We start from the raw sequence: 21,044 nt of genomic DNA, 5'->3' as shown, positions 1-21,044 counted from the left end.
CGATTCAACTCGCGTGAAATAGTTAAAGTGCAAATAGAAGGGGCCTACATTGATGTAGGCCCTTTGCTTTTGTTGAAAGTCCTTGCCGATTCACATGGTCCGCACTGATAATAATTTTGCTTCATCAATGACTGGTCCTAACCGCTGGCCAAGATCGCAAACGTTTGAATTCGGGGTGAGTGAATGAAAATGACCTATTGGGTGGCTGAAAATCTGAAGGGCGACAAGGCCGAGTCGATCATTGCCAGGACCAAGCACGACTGCGAGCAAAAGGTGATTGCCTATGGCTGCGCCGCCGACTACGGCGCGCCGCTGAAAAAATCTTTCCTGTATGGAGATGCATTCGATTTGTTCGAAATGGCGACCGCCAAGGATGGCGGGCGAGGCATGGGATAGCGGTGCGGATATACCGTAGCGTCGTTCCCCTTTAAGCTTCTATCAAGACGAAGACTCTCGTATGCCATCCTTCACTCCCACAATATTGTCGACGCCGCGCCTGATTTTGCGCCCGCTGCAGGAATCCGACGCTGCAGCCTTATTCACCATATTTTCCGATCCGGAAGTCATGCGCTACTGGAGTACCGTGCCGTGGGCTTCAATCGACGTTGCACACGAGCTGATTGCAAATGACATTGTGGCTCACCAGGAAGGGCGTTATCTCCGCCTCGGCATGCAAACGCAGGCAGACAATCATCTCATCGGGATGTGTTCGTTGTTCGCGATCGACTCGCAGAACTTACGTGCCGACCTGGGATATGGAATGGGAAGTACGCATTGGGGTAACGGCTACATGCACGAAGCCCTGACTACCTTTGTCGAGCATGCGTTCGAGGCATTCAATCTGCGGCGGCTCGAAGCCGACATCGATCCGCGCAATGCCGCATCTGCGAAGACCCTGGAGCGCCTTGGCTTCGTCAAGGAAGGACATCTGCGCGAGCGTTGGCTGGTCGATGGCGTGGTCTCGGATACCGACCTGTATGGATTGCTCCGGCGCGATTGGCTGGCCAGATAATCGCTTTACACACAAGGCAACGATGACGCTTGCATCCGAAGACCGATTCAAATTTTCCACCATTGCGCACACCGATCATCGCTATTGCAGCCCGCTTTCTGCGGCCAAGGCAGAGGGCTTGCTGCGTTCGCTGCGGCTGACGCCATATGCACTGGTGCTGGACGCCGGGTGCGGCAAGGCTGCTCTGTTGCGTGACCTGTTGGCGCTGGCGCCGGTGCGTGGAGTGGGTGTCGATATCAATCCATCGTTCCTGGCGGAAGCAAAACAGGAGTGGCTGGCGCAGCATCCCGCTGACACTCGGCTGACGCTGATAGATAGCCCGGTCGAGCAGTATGCATGTCCAGCCGACGGTTACGACGCGATTCTCTGTATCGGTTCAAGCCATGCATTCGGCGGCTTCGATGCTTGCCTCGATACCAGCATGAAATGGTTGAAGCCGGGAGGTTTGTTGCTGGTTGGAGAAGGGTATTGGAAGCAGCCTGCTTCAGATGCTTATCTTGCTGTTCTCGGGGCAACACGGGATGAGTTGTGCGGCCACGCAGAAAATGCCGCGCGCGGCGTTGCGCGGGGCTTTGCGATGCTCCGCTCGGCAACCAGCAACGATGATGAGTGGGACGACTACGAGGGGACATACTGCCATGCGGTCATGCGCTACGTGGCATCCCGTCCGAACGATCCCGATGCGGAAGGCTTTCGCAAGCGCATCCAGGATTGGCACGCGGCCTACCTGCAATGGGGGCGGGCAACGCTTGGTTTCGGTTATTACCTTTTTGAAAAGCCGCTTGTTCACCCGGCAGCTTAATCATCCCCGATTACGCAGTCAATTTGCATTGCCTGGACGGCCGCGGCGATCGATGAGCTGGAGCGGTCGGTTTTTTACCTTCGATCTGGTCCGGAAATTGTTGGCATGATGGGGCTTGTTGGCGCCGGAGAGCTGGTAGTATCCTGAAAAATATTTTACTAAATAGCTGATTTACAAAGCAGGCTCCAGGAACAACTCCAAGGTAGTGCCACCAGAGGGGATTCGTCGCATGAGCAATGCATCAGGTAACCAGGGAAATACTGCACATCTCGATTTGACCACAGGCGCGCCGAAAATCATCGGCCAGTTATTTGAGCACGCTGGCATCCGCTTGAATGGCGATCAGCCGTGGGACATGAAAATCCATGACCCGGTCTTTTTCCGGAAGATGTTTGCCACCTGGGAGCTGGGCATTGGCGAGTCCTACATGGATGGCGATTGGGATTGCGACCGGCTCGACGAATTCTTTTTCCGCGTCACCGGTCACGACCTTGAGCAGACGGTGGTCGGCCCAGCAAAAATCAGGTTCGCGCTGGAAATCCTGCGTCAGAAATTCTTCAATTTGCAAAGCCGGGGCCGCGCCTTCCAGGTCGGCGAGCAGCACTACGATATCGGCAACGATCTGTTTGAAAGCATGCTCGATTCGAGCATGATGTATTCCTGTGGTTACTGGCCGCGCGCTGCCAATCTGGAAGAGGCGCAGCAGCATAAACTCGATCTGATTTGCCGCAAGCTGGAATTGAAGCCGGGCGAGCGCCTGCTCGATATCGGTTGCGGCTGGGGCGGCCTGGCCCGCTATGCCGCGCAACATCATCAGGTTGAAGTCGTCGGCATCACGATTTCAAAGGAACAGCAGAAACTGGCGCAGGAGCGTTGTGCCGGCTTGCCGGTCAAGATCGAACTGACGGATTACCGCCAGCTCACCGGGCAGTTCGACAAGGTAGTATCAGTCGGCATGTTTGAACACGTCGGCGCCAGGAATTATCCGACATACTTCGACGTAGTGGCAAAGCTGCTGGCGCCGGACGGACTGTTCCTGCTGCATACCATCGGCAATTACGTGACCGAGATGAAAAGGGATGTCTGGCTGGATAAATATATTTTCCCGAACGGCCATCTGCCTTCCGCCAAGGAAATTGCCAACGTGCTGGAAGGACGTTTCCTGATTGAAGACTGGCACAACTTTGGCCGCGACTACGACCTGACCCTGATGGCCTGGTGGGAAAATTTCGAGCGTGCCTGGCCAGTCCTGAAAGACAACTACGACCTGCGCTTTTATCGGATGTGGAAGTATTTCATCCTCTCTTCTGCCGGCTTCTTCCGCTCAGGCCAGGGCCAGCTTTGGCAACTGGTGCTGAGCAAGCGCGGCCGCAGCAGCGGATATCGTTCGGTGCGCTGACGGGGCGGAAGCACAGGGCGCACTACCGTTTTCATTATCTTCTTGGCGCAGTGCGCAGCGGAATCGTGCTTGATGCGCGTCACCAAATATCCGCGGTCAAGGAGCAGTGTAGTTGCTGCAATCGGGCAGTGGATGGTCTGGCATATAGGTGCCGGGGTTGGCTTCGAAATGGAAGATGCGCTTATAGGTGCACTGTTGGTCCACGGCAGTGACCAGATCCCGCTTGTGCAGAGGCGGTCGGTCTAGCGAATCTTTGTCGCGCGAAACTTTGCCGGGAAAGCTCGTGGCTCTCGTCTGGTAAACCAGGCGCGGAAAGCCGGATTTGACGGCCCGATCTAGTCCAAGCATTGCATTGAATGCGTACTCGTCATGGCACGCGCCGAGCCGGCGGCGCTCGTCTTGCTCGGTAAAGCAGGCGCGAATCAACAACGATCCTGCAATTGGGACAGACAACACTTCATGATCATGAAACGTAGACTTGTCTCGACCTACTTTGAACAGTCGCAATTCCGACGCAGAGCCGCCACCGCCTGAGTAGGAAGTGGAGAGGTTGACCTCCACGCCTACCAGGATGGCACCATTGTCATCAACGAGGCGCAGCACACGGGGCCATAGCGTGACGTTTATGTCTCCAGGCGCATCCGGTATATTCGACAACGCGAAGCGATGGGTGGAGGGGTTTGCCCCCGCACTGTCGATCTGTATCAGTGGTGGAGAATCGGCGTCTTCATGCACGACTTGAACACAGAGGCGTTTGTCAGCAGTGCATCTCTTTCCTTCTGCGTCAGTTGAGTTCCCTGGGCTTTTCTCCATCAATGCTTCCAGGCGATTCCCTGCCTGATCCGTTTCCACTGCGGACTGAGCGCTAAGCAGTGTAGCCAATCGCTCGTTGTAGCGCGTACCCAGGCACGAAGTATCTGCACCACAGGCGTCTCGAAGCTTTATCCATTGCAATTGGAATGACTTCATGGCAGCCGAGTCGATGGCGACGTCCGATGCATTTTTCCAGGTGACTGAAAGGTCGCTATCCAGTTTCGATAACTTGCTGTCGGCGCAAATCGCCTTCTCGGTGACGGAATTCGCTTTGGCGCAATCGAAGCCGGCCGTATGACCGGATGGCGAAACAAGAAGGAGCGCCCCGGCACTCAACAACGACAGCAGTTGGTTCAACCGAAGACTCATAATGATCAAAAAAATAGCGAAGTTCGATCGTAGATTATCGACGATTTAGGAGCACATGTCGAACCTCCGCAAATGGCCGATTGCGGAGGTTAAATAGCACGAAACTGTCGTCCACGTCTCGAACGTGCTCTTGCGGCCGGATTAAGATTCGTTGAAAAACTAATCCGCTTACCTGCCTACTTACCTGCTGCGCGACAGTCTTCCGAATTCTAATCGGCATTTAATGCAGCGCGTCCTCACAGCCGGATTTGTCGAACACCGCAGCCAGGCCGCATGCCGAGTGATACATGGCGTATGTACGATGCGCCACACCTGGCACTTCGAACAAACGATGCCGTTGTGGTAGATGAGTAGCTTCGGCGGCGGCTGTCACGTAGCGGAAGTATGCGTTCCCGCGTTCTAGGCGCGTTGCACCCTGGCTTTTATACGTGCAGGACTGACCGACAGCGTCTGCGTTGGGATCATTGTCAGCGGTACCAAGCAAGTAGACGACGTCACGCTGCAAATAGTCTTTTTCAAGCATGGCTGGCACCACTGGTTGCTGCACGTAAGCAGGCAGCTTGGCGGAGAGGCCATTGTTCCATGTTCCTGCAGTGGGACAACGAGCGCCAACATCAGCAAAGCTGCCGTCCGCTTGCGGTCGCCTGTCATCGAAGTACAAATAAGCCGCAGGATTCGCAACGACGTAACGGACATGGATATGGGAAGCGACGATCTCCTGCGAGGCATGACCGACCACTGCATAGCGCTGCACGAACTGGCCCCCAGCAGAGTGGCCCGCCAACACAATATCTTTTAGATGAGGAAAGATCTTGCGGTCGGCAAGTCGCGCAAAAATCTGGTCTATCACTGAAAACGCGCTGATTGGGGCAGGGGAGCTGGCGTCGTAGCCCTGCAGCCAGTCACGTTCTTGCCAGCGTAATGTCATGGGGGACAGGTGATGTGCCTCGACATCGACTTCCGTAAGGAATTGCGGAGTGACGAAGAGCGTGTCTGCGGCCAGGGCGCCGGCGCGCTGTTGCAGATCTTCGTCTGCGTCAATGTCGCGACGCGGCCAACCATGAATGATGATAACGGCTCTCGTAATATCGGGTTGCTCAACTTTCCAGTTGCGCGAGACGCGTATTGGTACGTCGCCTACGCCTCCTGCCGTTTGTACGTTCAGGCGGTCTTGCAGCACCAGCGGTACCGGGCTGTTAACAACGTCGAGTTCGGCTGCGCCGGCAAGGTGAGCCAAAGATGTGCAGAAGAAAAATCCTAGCGCAGTGGTATGAATGAACCGCATGTCTTATCCTCTTTTTGATAGGGTATGCCTACCTGCTTATCAAAGCGAAATCCTTATTGACGGCCGCTTCTGGCCGATTGTGGCCCTCACCAGTCATCTGGTTTTTGTCTTTGTTCACGATATAACGCCGTATTGAAATCACTCACTACCCTACAGATGTAGCGAGATATCCGTCGCCGAAAACGCGTACCGATGTTTTCTATATTGATTGTAAGGAATATCCTTCTCCCCGGCTGTCGCATTTCTTGCCGGCAATCCGAAAGCAACGATTTTTTTAGTTGCAAAGCCAAAATTTAAGCACTATCATTGGTCCAACCAATGGACCTATGGGCCAAATCCAGCAGACTCCCGGCGGCCCCAGACAAAATACCAAGCATTCGGAGACAGTTTCATGAGACTACAAGGAAAGCGCATTCTGGTAACTGCTGCAGGTCAGGGCATTGGGCGTGCCAGCGCCTTGGCGTTTGCGCGTGAAGGCGCGCAAGTGCTGGCGACCGATATCAACCAGGCTGCCCTCAATGACACCGCCGCGGCTGCACGCGATAGCGGCCATCCAATCACCGTTCAACTTCTCGATGTGACCGATAGCCAGGCTGTTGCCGCGCTGGCGCAATCGGGCGGTGGCTTTGACGTGTTGTTCAATTGCGCCGGCTATGTCCATCACGGCAGCATCCTCGATTGCAGCGAAGAAGACTGGCGCTTCTCGTGGGATATCAACGTCTCTTCGATGTATCGCCTGATCCGCGCACTGTTGCCGGGCATGGTGGCGCAGGGTGGCGGCTCGATCATCAACATGTCGTCGGCAGCCTCTAGCGTCAAGGGCGTGCCTAACCGTTTTGTCTACGGCACCACCAAGGCCGCGGTGATTGGCTTGACCAAGGCAGTGGCGGCGGACTTCGTTGCCAAGGGCATTCGCTGCAACGCGATCTGTCCGGGTACGGTCGAATCGCCTTCGCTGGAAGTGAGGATTCGCGAGCAGGCGCGCCAGCAAGGTGTCGATATCGCCGAAGTCCAGGCTGCTTTCGTTGCGCGTCAGCCGATGGGACGCATCGGCAAGACCGAAGAAATCGCCGCCCTGGCGCTGTACCTGGCGTCCGACGAATCGTCGTTCACCACCGGTGCCATTCATCTGATTGATGGCGGCTGGTCAAACTGATTCAACTTCAAACAACAGGATAAAGAAAGCGATTCATGAAGTTATTGCGATATGGCGAGAAGGGCCGGGAAAAGCCTGGCGTATTGGATAATCAAGGACGGGTGCGCGATCTGTCGGGCGTGGTGACAGATATCGGCGGCCATTTCCTGACACCGCCGGAATTGGACAAATTGCGTGCGCTCGATCTCAACAGCCTGCCTCTGGTGGCCGGTACACCGCAGCAGGATCTGCGCCTCGGCCCGTGCGTCGGCGCGGTCGGCAAGTTCATTTGCATCGGCCTGAACTATTCCGATCACGCCGCCGAATCCGGCATGGATGTGCCGAAGGAACCGGTTGTATTCGGCAAATGGACCAGCGCCATTTGTGGCCCTGACGATGACGTAGAGATTCCGCGCGGCTCGCTCAAGACCGATTGGGAAGTCGAGCTGGGTGTGGTGATCGGCAAGGGTGGCCGCTATATCGACGAAGCCGACGCACTGTCGCATGTGGCCGGCTATTGCGTGATCAATGACGTTTCGGAGCGCGAATACCAGCTCGAACTGGGCGGTACCTGGGACAAGGGCAAGGGCTGCGACACCTTCGGGCCGCTGGGCCCGTGGCTGGTGACGGCTGACGAAATCGCCGATCCGCATTCCCTCGGCATGTGGCTCGAAGTGGATGGCCATCGCTACCAGAACGGCAATACCTCGACCATGGTGTTCCAGGTTCCGGCACTGGTCAGTTACCTGAGCCGCTTCATGAGCTTGCAGCCGGGCGACGTGATTTCCACCGGCACGCCGCCGGGCGTTGGCCTCGGACAAAAGCCGCCGCTTTATCTGCGCGCCGGCCAGGTGATGCGACTCGGCATCGACGGCCTGGGGCAACAGCGACAACGCACCATCTCACTATAAACCCAATAAAAGAGACACACGATGACGACCATTCGATCAGTACGCGTACTGGATGTGCGTTTCCCGACCTCGCAGATGCTGGACGGCTCGGACGCGATGAATCCGGATCCTGATTATTCCGCTGCTTACGTCGTCCTGGAAACCGATCGGCCCGGCCTGGAAGGCCACGGCCTGACCTTCACCATCGGCCGCGGCAACGAAATCTGCTGCGCCGCGATCCAGGCGATGGAGCATTTGCTGATTGGCCTGAAGCTGGACTGGATCAGCGAAGACATGGGGCGCTTCTGGCGCTACATCACCTCCGACAGCCAGTTGCGCTGGATCGGTCCCGACAAGGGCGCGATCCACCTGGCGACCGGCGCCGTCGTCAATGCGGTCTGGGATCTGTGGGCCAAGGCCGAAGGCAAGCCGCTGTGGAAACTGGTGACCGACATGACGCCCGAGGAACTGGTGCGCGCCATTGATTTCCGCTACCTGACCGATTGCATCACGCCAGAAGAGGCGCTGGCCCTGTTGCGTGAACAGGAGCCTGGCAAGGCTGCACGGATCCGCGAGCTGGAACAGGAAGGCTACCCTTGCTACACCACGTCCGCCGGCTGGCTCGGCTATGACGATGCCAAGTTGCGTCGCTTGTGCCAGGAAGCCATCGATAGCGGTTTCAACCATATCAAGTTGAAAGTAGGGCGCGACCTGGAAGACGATATTCGCCGCGTGACCATTGCGCGCGAAGTGATCGGCCAGCAGCGGCATTTGATGATCGACGCCAACCAGGTGTGGGAAGTCGACCAGGCGATTGAATGGGTCAACAAGCTGGCCTTTGCCAAGCCCTGGTTCATCGAAGAGCCGACCAGCCCGGACGACGTCGAAGGCCATCGCAAGATCCGCGAAGGCATCGGTGCGGTCAAGGTCGCCACCGGCGAGATGTGCCAGAACCGCATCGTCTTCAAGCAATTCATCATGCGCGGTGCAATCGATGTGGTGCAAATCGATTCCTGCCGCCTGGGCGGCGTCAATGAAATTCTCGGTGTGCTGCTGATGGCGGCGAAATACAAGTTGCCGGTCTGTCCACATGCGGGCGGCGTCGGCTTGTGTGAATACGTGCAGCATCTGTCGATGATCGATTACGTCTGCATCGCCGGCAGCAAGGCTGGGCGCGTGACAGAGTATGTCGATCACCTGCATGAGCACTTCGTTGATCCGTGCGTGATTCGCAATGCTGCGTACATGCCGCCGACAGCGCCAGGGTTTTCGATTACGATGAAGCCTGAGTCGCTGCAGCAATACCAGTTCCGCGGCTAGCAACGCAGGCATCTTCCTTCGGCGTTGACGGTTGGAAGATACCTGCAGTTGGTCTATAAAGAACAAGTAAGAAAATATAAGAATAAATAAAATGGAGACAACAAGGTGGATTTACATCTGACAGGCAAGGTAGTGATTGTCACCGGTGGCGGCGCAGGCATCGGTGCGGCGATCTCGCTGCAACTGGCGGCCGAAGGCGCGATCCCGGTCATCTTCGGCAAGAGCCAGCCCGATCCCGAGTTCACTGAGCGTCTGCTGGCGCTGCAACCGGAGGCGCGTATTTTCCAGCTCGACCTGATCGACGAAGATAAGTGTCGCCACGCAGTGGCGCAAACCGTGCAGGAATTCGGACGTCTGGACGGCCTGGTCAATAATGCCGGCATCAATGACGGCGTCGGCCTCGATGCCGGGCGTGAAGCCTTTGTGCAATCGCTGGAAAAAAACCTGATTCACTATTACGTGATGGCGCACTTCTGCGTGCCGCATCTGAAAACCAGCCGCGGCGCCATCGTCAATATCTCCTCCAAAACCGCACTGACCGGCCAGGGCAACACTAGCGGCTATTGCGCCGCCAAGGGTGCGCAACTGGCGCTGACGCGCGAATGGGCGGCTGCGCTTGCCAACGACGGTGTGCGGGTCAATGCCTTGATCCCTGCCGAAGTGATGACGCCGCTGTATCGCAACTGGATTGCCGGTTTCGATAAGCCGCAAGAAAAGCTGGCCGCCATCACTAGCAAGATACCGCTCGGCAAACGCCTCACCACTGCGGAAGAAATTGCCGACACCGTGGTGTTCCTGCTATCCGATCGTGCCGCCCATACCACCGGGCAGTGGGTATCGGTGGATGGCGGTTATACCCATCTGGACCGCGCATTGACCTGAGCGGGTTCTGTTGAGTTTGCAAGCAGCTGAGAAAGCAGCAAAAGGAATAGGACACATGCGTTATTGCCTGGCACTGGACCTGAAAGACGATCCCGAACTGATCGCCCGCTACGAACAGCAGCACTGCCGGATCTGGCCGGAAATCGCCGAACACCTGCGGCGCCATGGCGTGCTGTCGATGGAGATTTATCGATTGGGCACACGCTTGACGATGTTGATGGAAACCGACGATGCGACCTACGACGCCGCCAGGATGGCAGCAGCATCGCAGGGCAATCCTCGGGTGCAGGAATGGGAGACGCTGATGTGGGATTTCCAGGCGCCGACCCCGTGGACGCCGGAAGGTGAAAAATGGACGCCGATGTCGAAGATCTTCGATCTGGCGCAGCAGTGAAGCAACCCGGCTTTATGGTGTCGAGGCGACATGCGCCTCGGCAGATTGGATTTAACGCGGTTGGCGATACAGCCGGCTGTGCATCATGAGAGCGGATATGCAGCAATCAGAAATTCCCGAGGGCGCAGCACCGGAATACCTCATTGCCCTGAAAAACGTGACCAAGCGCTTCCCCGGCGTGCTGGCGCTCGACAATTGCCAGTTCAACCTGTTGCGCGGTGAAGTGCATGCGCTGATGGGCGAGAACGGCGCCGGCAAGTCGACGCTGATGAAAGTGCTGTCTGGCGTCTACCCCAAGGACAGCGGCGAAATCCGCATGGATGGCCGCCCGGTGGAGATTCCCAATCCGCGCGCCGCGCAGGCACTGGGCATCGGCATCATCCATCAGGAACTGAACCTGATGAATCACCTGAGCGCAGCGCAAAACATCTTCATCGGCCGCGAGCCGCGCGGCCGTTACGGCGTGTTCCTCGACGAAGACGCGCTGAACCGGCAAGCCGCACAAATCTTTGATCGCATGCGCCTGCAACTCGATCCGCGCACGCTGGTTGGCGAATTGACAGTGGCCAAGCAGCAGATGGTGGAAATTGCCAAGGCGTTGTCGTTCGATTCGCGCGTACTGATCATGGACGAGCCGACGGCGGCGCTCAACAACGCTGAAATCGACGACCTGTTCCGCATCATCCGGCAACTGCAGGAACACGGCGTCGGCATCATCTACATCTCGCACAAGATGGACGAACTGCGACAAATTTCCAATCGCGTCACCATCATGCGCGATGGCCAATACATCGCCACCGTGCCGACCATCGGCACGCCGATAGACACCATCATCGGCATGATGGTCGGGCGGCAGCTTGATAACAGTGGGCCGGAAGTGCCCGATACCTCGGCCAATGATGTTGTGTTGGAGGTCAAGGGTTTGAGTCGCGGCGCGGCTATCAAGGATGTCAGCTTCTCTTTGCGCAAGGGCGAGATCCTTGGTTTTGCCGGACTGATGGGCGCCGGCCGCACCGAAGTAGCGCGAGCGGTGTTTGGCGCCGATGCCATAGACGCCGGTGAAATCCGGGTCCATGGCGCCAAGGTGTCGATCAGGTCGCCAAGGGATGCGGTCGCCCACGGCATCGGTTATCTGTCGGAAGATCGCAAGCATTTCGGATTGGCGACCGGTCTCGACGTCAAGACCAACGTGGTGATGTCGAGCATGGACAAGTTCCTGACCAAGGGTTTGTTTCTCGACCAGCCGGCCATCCGCGAAACCGCCCAGGGTTATGTGCGGCAGCTGAGCATCAAGACGCCGTCGATCGACCAGCCGGTGCGTTTGCTATCTGGCGGCAACCAGCAAAAGATCGTGATCGCCAAATGGCTGCTGCGCGATTGCGACATCCTGTTTTTCGACGAGCCGACGCGCGGCATCGACATCGGCGCCAAGAATGAAATCTACAAGCTGCTCAATGCGTTGGCGGCGCAGGGCAAGGCAATCGTCATGATTTCATCCGAACTGCCTGAGGTGTTGCGCATGAGTCACCGGATACTGGTCATGTGCGAAGGCCGCATCACCGGCGAGCTTGCCGCCGCCGACGCCTCGCAGGAAAAAATCATGTACCTGGCCACGCAGCGTGAGCCGGCCCTTACCGAATAATCCAATCATTCACCGAAGACGATCATGGCAAATACCCCGAATTCCCCGAATCCGCTATCGCACGCAAAATTGCCGGTAAGCGACGCCGGCGCGCTCGCCAATATCAAGGCCAGGATATTTCATCCCGCCACCCGGCAGAAGCTGCTGGCGTTCGCCAGCCTGCTGGCATTGCTGGTGTTCTTCAGCCTGGCCTCACCGAATTTCCTGGAGATCGACAACCTGGTCAGCATCCTGCAATCGACCGCGGTCAATGGCGTACTGGCGATTGCCTGTACCTTTGTCATCATCACCGCCGGCATTGATTTGTCAGTCGGCACGCTGATGACTTTTTGCGCCGTGATGGCCGGCGTGTTCCTGACTTACTGGGGCTTTCCAATCTATGTCGGCATCGCTGCCGCGATCCTGTTCGGCGCGCTGTGCGGCTGGGTTTCCGGCGTGCTGATTGCCAAGCTCAAGATCCCGCCATTCATCGCCACGCTTGGCATGATGATGCTGCTCAAGGGTTTGTCTCTGGTGATCTCGGGCACCAAGCCGATCTACTTCAACGACACGCCCGGTTTCTCCAGCATTTCGCAGGATTCGCTGATCGGAAATTTGATTCCTGCGTTGCCGATTCCGAATGCGGTGCTGATCCTGTTCCTGGTGGCGATTGCCGCCGGCATCGCGCTCAACAAAAGCATTTTCGGCCGCTACACCTTTGCCTTGGGCAGCAATGAAGAAGCGCTGCGCTTGTCGGGTGTGAATGTCGATTTCTGGAAGGTCACGGTCTACAGCGTCAGCGGCGCGATCTGCGGCATCGCCGGCCTGTTGATCGCATCTCGTTTGAACTCGGCGCAGCCGGCGCTGGGGCAAGGGTATGAACTCGATGCCATCGCTGCGGTGGTGATCGGTGGCACCTCGCTGTCGGGCGGCACCGGCACCATCCTCGGCACCATCATCGGCGCGTTCATCATGAGCGTGTTGATCAACGGCCTGCGCATGATGTCGGTGGCGCAGGAATGGCAAACCGTGGTGACCGGCGTCATCATCATCCTGGCGGTCTACATGGATATCCTGCGTCGTCGTCGCCAGTGAGGAAATGAAATTTTGAACAGGTTTTGTACGTGCACATGAAGTTCGGACAATGCAGTTGATGACCATTGTTTTATAACCACAACAGGAGACTAGAAATGATAAAGAGAAGAGCAGTGAACGTTGCCATTGGCCTGGCGCTTGCGCTTGGATTCAGCGCAACGGCGATCGCCGACGACGTGGTCTACATTCCGTTGATTTCAAAAGGCTTCCAGCATCAGTTCTGGCAGGCCGTGAAGGCCGGCTCCGAGCAGGCGGCCAAGGACTTTAATGTCAAGGTGTCGTTCGAAGGTCCGGAAACCGAAGCCATGGTCGACAAGCAGATCGACATGCTGTCGGCAGCGCTGGCCAAGAAACCCAAGGCCATCGGCTTCGCCGCGCTGGATAGCAAGGCAGCCCTGCCGTTGCTGAAGAAGGCGCAAGCCGCGCACATTCCTATCGTCGCTTTTGACTCGGGCGTCGACAGCGATATTCCAGTTACGACTGCGACCACCGACAACAAGGCAGCGGCTGGGTTGGCGGCTGACAAGATGGCGGAGTTGATTGGCAAGGAAGGCGAAGTCGCCGTGGTGGGGCATGACCAGACATCCCGCACCGGTATCGATCGCCGCGACGGCTTCGTCGATCGCATCAAGTCCACCTACCCGAAGATCAAGATCGTCAGCATCCAGTACGGCGCCGGCGACCAGCTGAAATCGACTGAGATCATGAAGTCGATTCTGCAAGCCTATCCGCACCTGAAGGGCGCTTTCGGCACTAATGAAGGTTCGGCCATCGGCGTGCTGAACGGCGTCAAGGAAATGAAGCGCAAACTGGTCGTCATCGGCTTCGACTCCGGCAAACAGCAGAAAGATGCGATCCGCGACGGCAGCATGGCCGGCGCCATCACGCAGAACCCGGTCGGCATCGGCTACAAGACAGTCGAAGCCGCCGTCAAGGCACTGAAAGGCGAGAAACTGCCGAAAGTGATCGACACTGGTTTCTACTGGTACGACAAGAGCAACATCAGCGACCCCAAGATCGCCGCCGTACTTTACGACTGATCTTCCAACCAGCAATTTTCAATAACGATCCGGCGGCGGCAGGCAACAAGCGCTGCCGTTGGATCGGCAATCCAGCATAACAGCAGTTGACCTCCGGGTACTGCCGACAGTGGGCGTTATGAGCGCTGCTGCCGGTTGATTCCTGCTGCGCGCTCGCAAGGCTTCTCACGAAGGTTCGAAATCATCTCCACTGCTGAGAGGGATGCGCTCGGACAAAATTTAACTACAAAGGGGACTAACCATGAAAAAAATTACATTGCAATGCATGCAAGCGGCAGCCGCGACGATGCTGATCGGCGCTGCCTGCAGCCAGGCCCAGGCGCAAACCAGCGTCACCATTTACGGCCGCGTCGATGCCGGTGTCGACTATCAGACCAACGTCGCGCTGAAAGACGCCAACGGCAATCCGACCGGACAGACCGGCAGCAAGCTGGCGGCTTCCGGCAACCAGTGGGGCACCAGCATGATCGGCTTCAAGGGAACGGAAGACCTGGGTAGCGGACTGAGCGCCTTCTTCCTGCTGGAATCCGGTTTCGACGCCACCAAGGGCGTCACCAACGGCAGCGCGTTGTTCAATCGGCGTTCCTATGTCGGCTTGAACGGCGGCGCCGGTTCGCTCAAGTTCGGCAAGAACCTGTTCATCGTCAATGATGTCTGGTTCCTCGATCCGACCGGCCAGCAATTCATGGGCACCGCCAGCCTGGTCAAGGGCCGCAACTGGCCCGGCGCCAACAACGTCATTGAATACCAGACCCCGACCTGGAGCGGCTTCAATGCTACCGCGCAAACCAGCCTCGGCGAACAAGCCGGCTCCACCACGAATGGCCGCAGCGATGGCCTCTCGCTGGTGTACACCAACGGCGGCCTGGAACTGCGCGGCATCTATGACGTGATCCGCGATGCGAATGGCAAATACAGCGATGTCTACACCGCCTCCAAGGACCTGATCGTCGGCGGCACCTACACGGTAGACAAGCTGAAAATGTTCGTCGGCTACGAGCATATCTCTGCACCGGATACGGTCGCAGCGACTTCTCCCGATAAACTGAACCATTACTGGATCGGCGCCAACTATATGCTGACACCAGCCTTGACCCTGATCGGCGCGGCTTACCATGCCAAGCTCAACCATGATGCCGGCAGCGCCAGCTTGTTCATGGTCGGCGCCAATTACAATCTGTCGAAGCGGACCCTGCTGTACGCGGCCGTCGGTACGGTGCGCAACAAGGGCAATGCCAATTTTGGAACAGAGTTTGACAACCCGTTGCCAGGACAGGCGCAAAATGGCGGCTATGCCGGCATCAGCCATTCGTTCTGACAGAGGTGAACGCGGCAGGATGGCCGCGTCGTGATGGATGAAGGGCAGCAGCTGCAAATTTGCGGCTGCTGCCCTTTTATCATTTCAGGAGAGACTTGGGTCAAGCGCAACTGGCGCGGTAATTAATGCCAGCCGCGATGCCAGCCGTATTGCGGATGGTGCCAGCCCCAACCGTAGTGTGGGTGGTAGGCCCAGACGTAACCGGGGCCTGGGATCGCGTAGGTCGGCGCGACATACACCACGCCTGGCGGCGCGACGTAAGCAGGGCGCACCACAGGCGGTGCGACAACGCAGCCTCCCAGCGAAAGCGCCAGGAGAGCGGCGGGGATGATGGTTGTGATCTTCATGATTCTCATGATGTTCAAGGCCTCGTGAGTTGTGTACTGTAATTTATTTAGGTTAAACATCAAATTCACCGTTTCCAACGGCGCTAGCCGATCTTGAAGATTAGGTGGGCGCTCGGGCAAGTCTGGTGAATGCCATAACGATACCAATGCCGATTGATCGTTAATGATGTCTGTTAAACGCGGAGGGGCCACGGAGTGATGACGTAGAAATTGTATTTTTCTGTAACTAGAGTAACTATTCCTGTCCTGAATGAGCGCATATCCAGGCACGGTTGACGCCCCGGAAATGACGGCCTGGCGCGGCTCGGATAGAAAAACTCCCGAAATTTTCGGCGCCGACGGCCGGCCACATCCCCTCGGCCATGGTTGCGCCACGCGGAAAACCCTCTGCTATGATGGCTCCTGCTTTTCAGCGCAGCTTGTCATTCATTGTTTCGATTATTTTGAGGAGTAAATCATGGGTATCCTGGAAGAAGTGATTGGTGCCGTAGTCGCAGTTGAAGGCGTTAAGAAACTGGACCCGAATGCGTCGATACTGACCGAAGGTATCGCAGCAGTTGCCGGCTATAAAGGCGTGGAAGCCGTGACTGAACACCTGGAAGAGAAGGAAGCCGACAAAGACAACGGTAGCCCAGATCAACCTGCATAAACTCCCAACAAAAGAGGAAATTTTCCAGTCTGCGAAAATTTCCTCATTCCCGATTCCCGCACAGCCCCCGTTCCTGACCCTGCAGCTTGCCAACGCAGGCGCGTCTCCCCATAAATTCCAGCGGTATATACATCTCGTTCCAAGAGCCATGCTGTGCTTGGGGATGAGTTCTCCTGCCTTTCAGCCCCTTGTTTTTCTGAAAACATGGGGGCAAGTGGAAAATTAACACAAATTAACTTTCCTCTTGGCAAATTAGCGTTACATTGACGAGCAATTTGGCAATCGGCAGTCATTTTCGTCGGTATCAACGACGCCGTTGCCTTCCTCTGACCCTTGGCTCGTCCTGAACGAAAGATATGATTTCTCGAAAGATTTACACGTCTTTACGGATCACAGTCCTGGTGGCCTGTCTGTCAGCCGTTACCGGAGGCTTTTATGCCTTTGTGATTGCGGCAGCTTGCCGCTTCATCTTCAGAATGGAAGAGAGGACAGCCTTGTTGTGGATCGGCGTTCCGCTCTTCGTCGCGATGACAATTCTGCTGTTCATCTTCTTGCCCAAGCATTTCCGCAAAGAGGGTTACATCAGATAAACGGGCAACTTGAGCAATGCGACCTGTTCAAGGCGACGGCGGATTGGGAATCAAATACTCCTGTCCCTCCAGGATCATGGCCGCCCCGGCCGGAGCGCCCACCGCGTATGGCAAGGAGTGAATCAACGAATGCGCAAAATTGCCCTGGTATAACTTGGAGCCTTGATGGCTCAGGTTGGAGTTGGCATCGATGTACACCGATTCGCCCAGTCCCGACCACAAGCGGCAAAAGCCGTAGTCCTCGGATAAATAGCGGCGTGTCTGCGGATCAACCATTACATCGAAAAAGCGATAGTGCAGCCCCATGTCGGACACGCCAATGCTATCGGGTACGTAGCTGAGCTCGGGATAGCTGGCCATGAGCCGTTCAAATACCTGGCGCTTGATGACCATGAACCCGGTCGGCGCTTCATCCATTTTCATGAAGCCGTCGGGCTGGATTTTCAGGTGGACTTCATTGCTGCCATCGCTTGTTTTTGCGTTGACGGTATAGCGGGTGTAAGTGCCTTCGAATTTCTGCTGGGTGGTGCCGGCCGGCACGCCGTCGAGCGGCCAATTTTCGCGTTTGAGCGGATACACGCCGGCCGCAATGTCGTACCCCGAACGCAGCAAACGGAAAGCGGCCTCAGGTGAAAATCCGATGTCGGAATCGATCCAGAACAAATGCGTCCATTCAGGATTGGCCAGGAATTTGGCGACGCAATCGTTGCGGGCGCGCGTTATCAGACTTTCGCCCTGATTCAATAACACCTGCAGCGGCATTCCTGCGCGTTCCGCATGTATCGTGAAATTCAATAGCGATTGCACATAGTTGTGGAAATATTTGCCGTCATGGCTGGGCGTCATGATGATCGGGTATATTTGTCGCAGATCGTTGGTATCAGACATTTTCGTTTTCCCATTTCTTATTAAAGCTCTTCCGGCCAACTGGAAGGGCCAACGCGGACTTCGGGTCTAGCATCGCATGGCCGACAAGTATTTTTCGATAATAGTGGATATCGCGGGATGCTGGCAATCGATTGAGTGAATTTCGCCTGTCCCCCGCAGCTTCCTTGGCAGAGGCAAGCAAATGCATACTCAAGCGCTAGCCCGACGAGCGCTTTCAGAATATCGGAGATAATGGAGCCCCAGCTCACGCTTGAAGGAAAGAAGAAATGTCCGGTCATGGCCCGTCGTTACCCGAAGGTAGATACGCAGCACTCCTGTTCGATATGGATGGAACCGTCCTCAACTCCATCGCCGCGGCAGAACGGATCTGGAGCGCATGGGCTACGCGTCACGGCCTGGATGTCGCCGCTTTCCTTCCCACTATCCACGGCGCACGCGCCGTCGACACGATCGGCCGATTGGCGCTTCCCGGAGTCGATCCGGAAAGCGAAGCAGAGGGAATTACCATGGCCGAAATCGATGACGTGGAAGGCATCGTAGAAGTACCCGGTGCCGCACATTTTTTAAGATCGCTGCCGGCAGCCAATTGGGCCATCGTCACCTCCGCGCCAAAAGCCCTGGCAATCCAGCGCATGAAAGCGGCGGGCATTCCCGTTCCGGCCGTGCTCGTGACATCCGAGGATGTCGCTGTCGGCAAGCCGAACCCGGATTGCTATCTTCTTGCGGCCAAGCGCTTGGAAGTCGATATCGCCGATTGCCTGATATTTGAAGATGCGCCGGTCGGCATTGCCGCCGGCGACGCGGCGGGTGCACCCGTGCTGGTCGTTACCTCAACCCATAATCACCCGATGGACACCCCGCATGCTACGATCAAGAACTACGAAAGAATCGTTGCCAAAGCGGACCAGGGCGGTTTCATCCAGCTTGGAGATCGAGGTATCTAATTATTGGCGATGGCTTTCTATGACTAACCGTTCGCTGTCCATATAGGTGAAAAGAAGCCATGGCAACTTCCACAATTGAACGCTGGCACGAGATCGTCAAGTCGCGCGACATCATCGCCCTGAAAGCATTGCTGGCCGATGATGTCTTGTTCGAATCACCGGTTGTTCACACGCCACAAAATGGCAGTGCAATCACAGCCAAATACCTTGCCGCCGCTTTGCACGTCCTGAATAACGACAGCTTCCAATACGTGAATGAATGGCTCGGTCCGCATTCCGCAGTATTGGAGTTCGAAACGAGTTGCGAGGGCATCCTGATCAACGGCGTGGATATCATCACCTGGAACGATCAGGATCTGATTACCCGCTTCAAGGTGATGATCCGCCCGCTAAAGGCGGTCAACAAGATCCACGAAATGATGGGGCGGATGCTTCAGCAGGATGCGGGGCAATCAAGATGACATTCGCATCTCTGATTAGTGCGATGGCAGGCCCACGGCGTGCACAAAATGGCAGCACGCCAATCTAGAATTTTCGATCATAGGAAAATAGAAGTCCGGCTGCCCCGAGCAGGGAAATTTCCACGGCGTCGTTCGATGTCGCTTTCCAACCTGCTGCCGGCACCAGGACGGGAGATAAACCATCGTAGTTGAGTGGCACTTTGTCTTTGTATTTTCCAACGTATCCATACATCAAACCACCGCCCAATTTCGCATAGAGATTTGGCTCGCCAAACAACTGATTCCACATAAACCCTTCATACGCCGCCCCAGTCGGTTGTCCGAAGGAATTGGAGAACAGGGCGCCGCCGGTAAACCACTCATCATTTTGATGATGCTCCAGGCCGAGCAAAAATACGTGCTTATGCTCCGGACTGTATTGGTAGTGATAGGCATAGGGCGAAATCATCAGCTCCCAATACGGATTGTCCGTAGACGCAACATCAGTGGCATCCGCTTGCGCTGGCGATTCAATGCATAGCAAGGTGAGCAGCAACATTGCTACTGGAAGTTGAGATGACTTCATTTTTTTCCTCATTACTGTTACCGCTTCGCAAATCGTCAGAATCTGAACTCAGTAAATACAGTGCTATCTCTCTGCGCGGGAGTTTTCCTGCGGCATATTCCAAGTATCTGATGGCGGTAAAAACGATTGGCCTGACTCTACCTTGCCATTCAAGTTACGTGATGACTATCGCGTATTGGTAACAACCGTAACGAGAAATATGGGACGGAATCGCGGCGTAGTCAGTTCCAGGGTAGGAGCGCGGCGATGGGAACTGAGATATCGACGGAGTTGCTGACGCTGAATTCCCGTTATGGCGTTATCGTCGTAAAACCAAACACAGGAGACGTCTATCAGGTTTTGTAGTCGGGAGAATCCCGTAACGGATGATCCGACCGCTGCCAGGTTCGAAGCCCAGTCGTTCTGGCAGAGCCTCCAAAGGCCATCCGTATAAATACGGGAATCGGAATCAAGTCTGACAATGGCTCATCGCGCGAAAGTGAACAGTTCAGCACGAATAACCAAACAGGGAGGATAGGGCCAAATTAATTCCTATGTGCTAAAAAGTTGCAATCTGGAATGGGTTAGTATTTGTTACCAAATGCGGGGCAGCATTCGGTACAAATCAACAATGCAAGGACCTTCGAATGCTTCACACAGCATTGAAATTCATCAAATCTCGAACCCTCGACGTTTTTGGCCTAGTCTTCTTTGGTGTTTTGTTCCTGTTCGCGGTGAAAGATCATTCGGTAAGCGCCGCTTACCTTTGGCTGGCATGCATATCTGCCGTGCTCTCAACGTTGCTCGGGCCAAAAATATCTTTGAAACTAACTATTCCTCAGGTTGTTCAACGGTTTCGAGAGGCCTCCGTACAGCGTCCAACCTTTGTCCAACGCACGTTTCAATTGCTGATGATCGCCTTCTTTTTGCTGTTTTTGTATTCGACTTTTACTTCGTAGGGAAACTTGCCGCGTAAGTGCTGATTCCGAAGAGGTTGTTGTTTGGCCGGTGGAGGGGGAATGAAGCAATGGACGATCTGGCTGCGCAGGTCGTTAAGTGTGCGAAGTTGTTGGGGAAACTGCTGCGATGCCGAGCTTCGGGAGATATTCCAAATGACGCAAATGTTTTTTGCTTGAAGGCTGCGGCCACAAGATTTTTTGCGGAACATGCGAAGAATTGCCGAGCAAAAGAAAAGGGGCCACATTTGCATGTGGCCCCTTAGAATCTTGGCTCCCCGACCTGGACT

At 56.0% G+C, this 21,044-nt stretch carries 23 protein-coding genes; 17 read left to right on the top strand and 6 right to left on the bottom strand.

Annotated features, from left to right (window positions below; genetic code table 11):
- Positions 1–183 precede the first annotated feature (183 nt).
- The 4 genes from ACIPF8_RS06985 (at position 184) to cfa (ending at position 3,213) form a co-directional block, all read left to right on the top strand.
- Positions 184–396, top strand: coding sequence for a hypothetical protein (locus tag ACIPF8_RS06985; RefSeq protein WP_400418761.1), 213 nt, complete (start codon positions 184–186; stop codon positions 394–396).
- Positions 397–457: 61 nt separating this feature from the next.
- A complete protein-coding gene (locus ACIPF8_RS06980) occupies positions 458–1,012 on the top strand; it encodes a GNAT family N-acetyltransferase (RefSeq protein ID WP_400418759.1) in 555 nt (184 codons plus the stop codon).
- Between the two features lie 22 nt (positions 1,013–1,034).
- Positions 1,035–1,814, top strand: coding sequence for an SAM-dependent methyltransferase (locus tag ACIPF8_RS06975; RefSeq protein WP_400418757.1), 780 nt, complete (start codon positions 1,035–1,037; stop codon positions 1,812–1,814).
- Positions 1,815–2,043: 229 nt separating this feature from the next.
- On the top strand, positions 2,044–3,213 hold the full coding sequence (gene cfa / locus ACIPF8_RS06970; protein WP_400418754.1) for a cyclopropane fatty acyl phospholipid synthase: 1,170 nt from the start codon (positions 2,044–2,046) through the stop codon (positions 3,211–3,213).
- Between the two features lie 96 nt (positions 3,214–3,309).
- On the opposite strand, the gene ACIPF8_RS06965 is transcribed toward cfa, so the two are convergent.
- Both ACIPF8_RS06965 and ACIPF8_RS06960 read right to left on the bottom strand, forming a co-directional pair.
- Positions 3,310–4,383, bottom strand: a complete 1,074-nt coding sequence (locus ACIPF8_RS06965) for a lysozyme inhibitor LprI family protein (protein ID WP_400418752.1) — start codon at positions 4,381–4,383, stop codon at positions 3,310–3,312.
- A 232-nt stretch (positions 4,384–4,615) separates the two neighbouring features.
- Positions 4,616–5,680, bottom strand: a complete 1,065-nt coding sequence (locus ACIPF8_RS06960; protein ID WP_400418750.1) for an alpha/beta hydrolase — start codon at positions 5,678–5,680, stop codon at positions 4,616–4,618.
- A gap of 391 nt (positions 5,681–6,071) precedes the next feature.
- Between ACIPF8_RS06960 and ACIPF8_RS06955 the strand changes: the two genes are divergently transcribed.
- The 9 genes from ACIPF8_RS06955 to ACIPF8_RS06915 all read left to right on the top strand — a co-directional run bounded on the left by ACIPF8_RS06955 (position 6,072) and on the right by ACIPF8_RS06915 (position 15,375).
- The gene (locus tag ACIPF8_RS06955; protein ID WP_400418748.1) at positions 6,072–6,836 is read left to right on the top strand and encodes an SDR family oxidoreductase; all 765 of its coding nucleotides are present in this window, start codon (positions 6,072–6,074) and stop codon (positions 6,834–6,836) included.
- A 35-nt stretch (positions 6,837–6,871) separates the two neighbouring features.
- Positions 6,872–7,726 (top strand): fumarylacetoacetate hydrolase family protein, encoded by an 855-nt coding sequence (locus tag ACIPF8_RS06950; RefSeq protein ID WP_400418745.1) that lies wholly within the window; start codon positions 6,872–6,874, stop codon positions 7,724–7,726.
- Between the two features lie 21 nt (positions 7,727–7,747).
- Positions 7,748–9,025, top strand: a complete 1,278-nt coding sequence (locus ACIPF8_RS06945; RefSeq protein WP_400418742.1) for an L-fuconate dehydratase — start codon at positions 7,748–7,750, stop codon at positions 9,023–9,025.
- A 105-nt stretch (positions 9,026–9,130) separates the two neighbouring features.
- Positions 9,131–9,907 carry an SDR family oxidoreductase gene (locus tag ACIPF8_RS06940; RefSeq protein ID WP_400418739.1) on the top strand — a complete coding sequence of 259 codons (777 nt, stop codon included), beginning with the start codon at positions 9,131–9,133 and terminating at the stop codon, positions 9,905–9,907.
- A 55-nt stretch (positions 9,908–9,962) separates the two neighbouring features.
- Positions 9,963–10,301 (top strand): L-rhamnose mutarotase, encoded by a 339-nt coding sequence (locus ACIPF8_RS06935; RefSeq protein ID WP_400418737.1) that lies wholly within the window; start codon positions 9,963–9,965, stop codon positions 10,299–10,301.
- Between the two features lie 97 nt (positions 10,302–10,398).
- The gene (locus ACIPF8_RS06930; RefSeq protein WP_400418734.1) at positions 10,399–11,943 is read left to right on the top strand and encodes a sugar ABC transporter ATP-binding protein; all 1,545 of its coding nucleotides are present in this window, start codon (positions 10,399–10,401) and stop codon (positions 11,941–11,943) included.
- 24 nt (positions 11,944–11,967) lie between these two features.
- Entirely contained in the window at positions 11,968–13,017 is a 1,050-nt protein-coding gene (locus ACIPF8_RS06925; protein ID WP_400418731.1) for an ABC transporter permease, read from the top strand.
- A 95-nt stretch (positions 13,018–13,112) separates the two neighbouring features.
- Entirely contained in the window at positions 13,113–14,057 is a 945-nt protein-coding gene (locus ACIPF8_RS06920) for an ABC transporter substrate-binding protein (protein ID WP_400418728.1), read from the top strand.
- 241 nt (positions 14,058–14,298) lie between these two features.
- The gene (locus tag ACIPF8_RS06915; RefSeq protein ID WP_400418725.1) at positions 14,299–15,375 is read left to right on the top strand and encodes a porin; all 1,077 of its coding nucleotides are present in this window, start codon (positions 14,299–14,301) and stop codon (positions 15,373–15,375) included.
- Between the two features lie 122 nt (positions 15,376–15,497).
- On the opposite strand, the gene ACIPF8_RS06910 is transcribed toward ACIPF8_RS06915, so the two are convergent.
- Complete coding sequence (locus ACIPF8_RS06910) at positions 15,498–15,722, bottom strand: hypothetical protein (RefSeq protein WP_400418722.1); 225 nt, start codon at positions 15,720–15,722, stop codon at positions 15,498–15,500.
- 457 nt (positions 15,723–16,179) lie between these two features.
- On the opposite strand from ACIPF8_RS06910, the gene ACIPF8_RS06905 reads away from it, so the two are divergent.
- Both ACIPF8_RS06905 and ACIPF8_RS06900 read left to right on the top strand, forming a co-directional pair.
- A complete protein-coding gene (locus tag ACIPF8_RS06905; protein WP_400418719.1) occupies positions 16,180–16,371 on the top strand; it encodes a hypothetical protein in 192 nt (63 codons plus the stop codon).
- A gap of 356 nt (positions 16,372–16,727) precedes the next feature.
- Positions 16,728–16,961 carry a hypothetical protein gene (locus tag ACIPF8_RS06900; protein WP_400418716.1) on the top strand — a complete coding sequence of 78 codons (234 nt, stop codon included), beginning with the start codon at positions 16,728–16,730 and terminating at the stop codon, positions 16,959–16,961.
- Positions 16,962–16,988: 27 nt separating this feature from the next.
- On the opposite strand, the gene ACIPF8_RS06895 is transcribed toward ACIPF8_RS06900, so the two are convergent.
- Positions 16,989–17,849, bottom strand: a complete 861-nt coding sequence (locus ACIPF8_RS06895) for a hypothetical protein (RefSeq protein WP_400418713.1) — start codon at positions 17,847–17,849, stop codon at positions 16,989–16,991.
- A 266-nt stretch (positions 17,850–18,115) separates the two neighbouring features.
- On the opposite strand from ACIPF8_RS06895, the gene ACIPF8_RS06890 reads away from it, so the two are divergent.
- Positions 18,116–18,793: an HAD-IA family hydrolase gene (locus tag ACIPF8_RS06890; RefSeq protein WP_400418710.1), complete on the top strand. Its 678-nt coding sequence runs from the start codon at positions 18,116–18,118 to the stop codon at positions 18,791–18,793.
- A 59-nt stretch (positions 18,794–18,852) separates the two neighbouring features.
- Positions 18,853–19,254 carry a nuclear transport factor 2 family protein gene (locus ACIPF8_RS06885; RefSeq protein WP_400418707.1) on the top strand — a complete coding sequence of 134 codons (402 nt, stop codon included), beginning with the start codon at positions 18,853–18,855 and terminating at the stop codon, positions 19,252–19,254.
- A gap of 64 nt (positions 19,255–19,318) precedes the next feature.
- Here ACIPF8_RS06885 and ACIPF8_RS06880 read toward each other — a convergent pair whose 3' ends face one another.
- On the bottom strand, positions 19,319–19,819 hold the full coding sequence (locus tag ACIPF8_RS06880) for an ABC transporter ATP-binding protein (protein ID WP_400418705.1): 501 nt from the start codon (positions 19,817–19,819) through the stop codon (positions 19,319–19,321).
- 880 nt (positions 19,820–20,699) lie between these two features.
- A complete protein-coding gene (locus ACIPF8_RS06875; RefSeq protein WP_400418702.1) occupies positions 20,700–20,966 on the bottom strand; it encodes a hypothetical protein in 267 nt (88 codons plus the stop codon).
- Between the last annotated feature and the right edge of the window lie 78 nt (positions 20,967–21,044).

This window comes from Collimonas sp. NPDC087041, from assembly GCF_044745265.1.
Lineage (GTDB): Bacteria > Pseudomonadota > Gammaproteobacteria > Burkholderiales > Burkholderiaceae_D > Collimonas.
Note: the sequence above shows the minus strand (reverse complement) of the source record. Positions and strands in the feature narration are given on the sequence as shown.

Excerpts from the sequence above, each read along its gene's own strand:
- ACIPF8_RS06985 (WP_400418761.1), top strand. The coding sequence starts at position 184 with ATGAAAATGACCTATTGGGTGGCTGAAAATCTGAAGGGCGACAAGGCC.
- ACIPF8_RS06980 (WP_400418759.1), top strand. The coding sequence starts at position 458 with ATGCCATCCTTCACTCCCACAATATTGTCGACGCCGCGCCTGATTTTG.
- ACIPF8_RS06975 (WP_400418757.1), top strand. The coding sequence starts at position 1,035 with ATGACGCTTGCATCCGAAGACCGATTCAAATTTTCCACCATTGCGCAC.
- cfa (WP_400418754.1), top strand. The coding sequence starts at position 2,044 with ATGAGCAATGCATCAGGTAACCAGGGAAATACTGCACATCTCGATTTG.
- ACIPF8_RS06960 (WP_400418750.1), bottom strand. The coding sequence starts at position 5,680 with ATGCGGTTCATTCATACCACTGCGCTAGGATTTTTCTTCTGCACATCT.
- ACIPF8_RS06955 (WP_400418748.1), top strand. The coding sequence starts at position 6,072 with ATGAGACTACAAGGAAAGCGCATTCTGGTAACTGCTGCAGGTCAGGGC.
- ACIPF8_RS06950 (WP_400418745.1), top strand. The coding sequence starts at position 6,872 with ATGAAGTTATTGCGATATGGCGAGAAGGGCCGGGAAAAGCCTGGCGTA.
- ACIPF8_RS06945 (WP_400418742.1), top strand. The coding sequence starts at position 7,748 with ATGACGACCATTCGATCAGTACGCGTACTGGATGTGCGTTTCCCGACC.
- ACIPF8_RS06935 (WP_400418737.1), top strand. The coding sequence starts at position 9,963 with ATGCGTTATTGCCTGGCACTGGACCTGAAAGACGATCCCGAACTGATC.
- ACIPF8_RS06930 (WP_400418734.1), top strand. The coding sequence starts at position 10,399 with ATGCAGCAATCAGAAATTCCCGAGGGCGCAGCACCGGAATACCTCATT.
- ACIPF8_RS06925 (WP_400418731.1), top strand. The coding sequence starts at position 11,968 with ATGGCAAATACCCCGAATTCCCCGAATCCGCTATCGCACGCAAAATTG.
- ACIPF8_RS06920 (WP_400418728.1), top strand. The coding sequence starts at position 13,113 with ATGATAAAGAGAAGAGCAGTGAACGTTGCCATTGGCCTGGCGCTTGCG.
- ACIPF8_RS06915 (WP_400418725.1), top strand. The coding sequence starts at position 14,299 with ATGAAAAAAATTACATTGCAATGCATGCAAGCGGCAGCCGCGACGATG.
- ACIPF8_RS06910 (WP_400418722.1), bottom strand. The coding sequence starts at position 15,722 with ATGAAGATCACAACCATCATCCCCGCCGCTCTCCTGGCGCTTTCGCTG.
- ACIPF8_RS06905 (WP_400418719.1), top strand. The coding sequence starts at position 16,180 with ATGGGTATCCTGGAAGAAGTGATTGGTGCCGTAGTCGCAGTTGAAGGC.
- ACIPF8_RS06900 (WP_400418716.1), top strand. The coding sequence starts at position 16,728 with ATGATTTCTCGAAAGATTTACACGTCTTTACGGATCACAGTCCTGGTG.
- ACIPF8_RS06895 (WP_400418713.1), bottom strand. The coding sequence starts at position 17,849 with ATGTCTGATACCAACGATCTGCGACAAATATACCCGATCATCATGACG.
- ACIPF8_RS06890 (WP_400418710.1), top strand. The coding sequence starts at position 18,116 with ATGTCCGGTCATGGCCCGTCGTTACCCGAAGGTAGATACGCAGCACTC.
- ACIPF8_RS06885 (WP_400418707.1), top strand. The coding sequence starts at position 18,853 with ATGGCAACTTCCACAATTGAACGCTGGCACGAGATCGTCAAGTCGCGC.
- ACIPF8_RS06880 (WP_400418705.1), bottom strand. The coding sequence starts at position 19,819 with ATGAAGTCATCTCAACTTCCAGTAGCAATGTTGCTGCTCACCTTGCTA.
- ACIPF8_RS06875 (WP_400418702.1), bottom strand. The coding sequence starts at position 20,966 with ATGTTCCGCAAAAAATCTTGTGGCCGCAGCCTTCAAGCAAAAAACATT.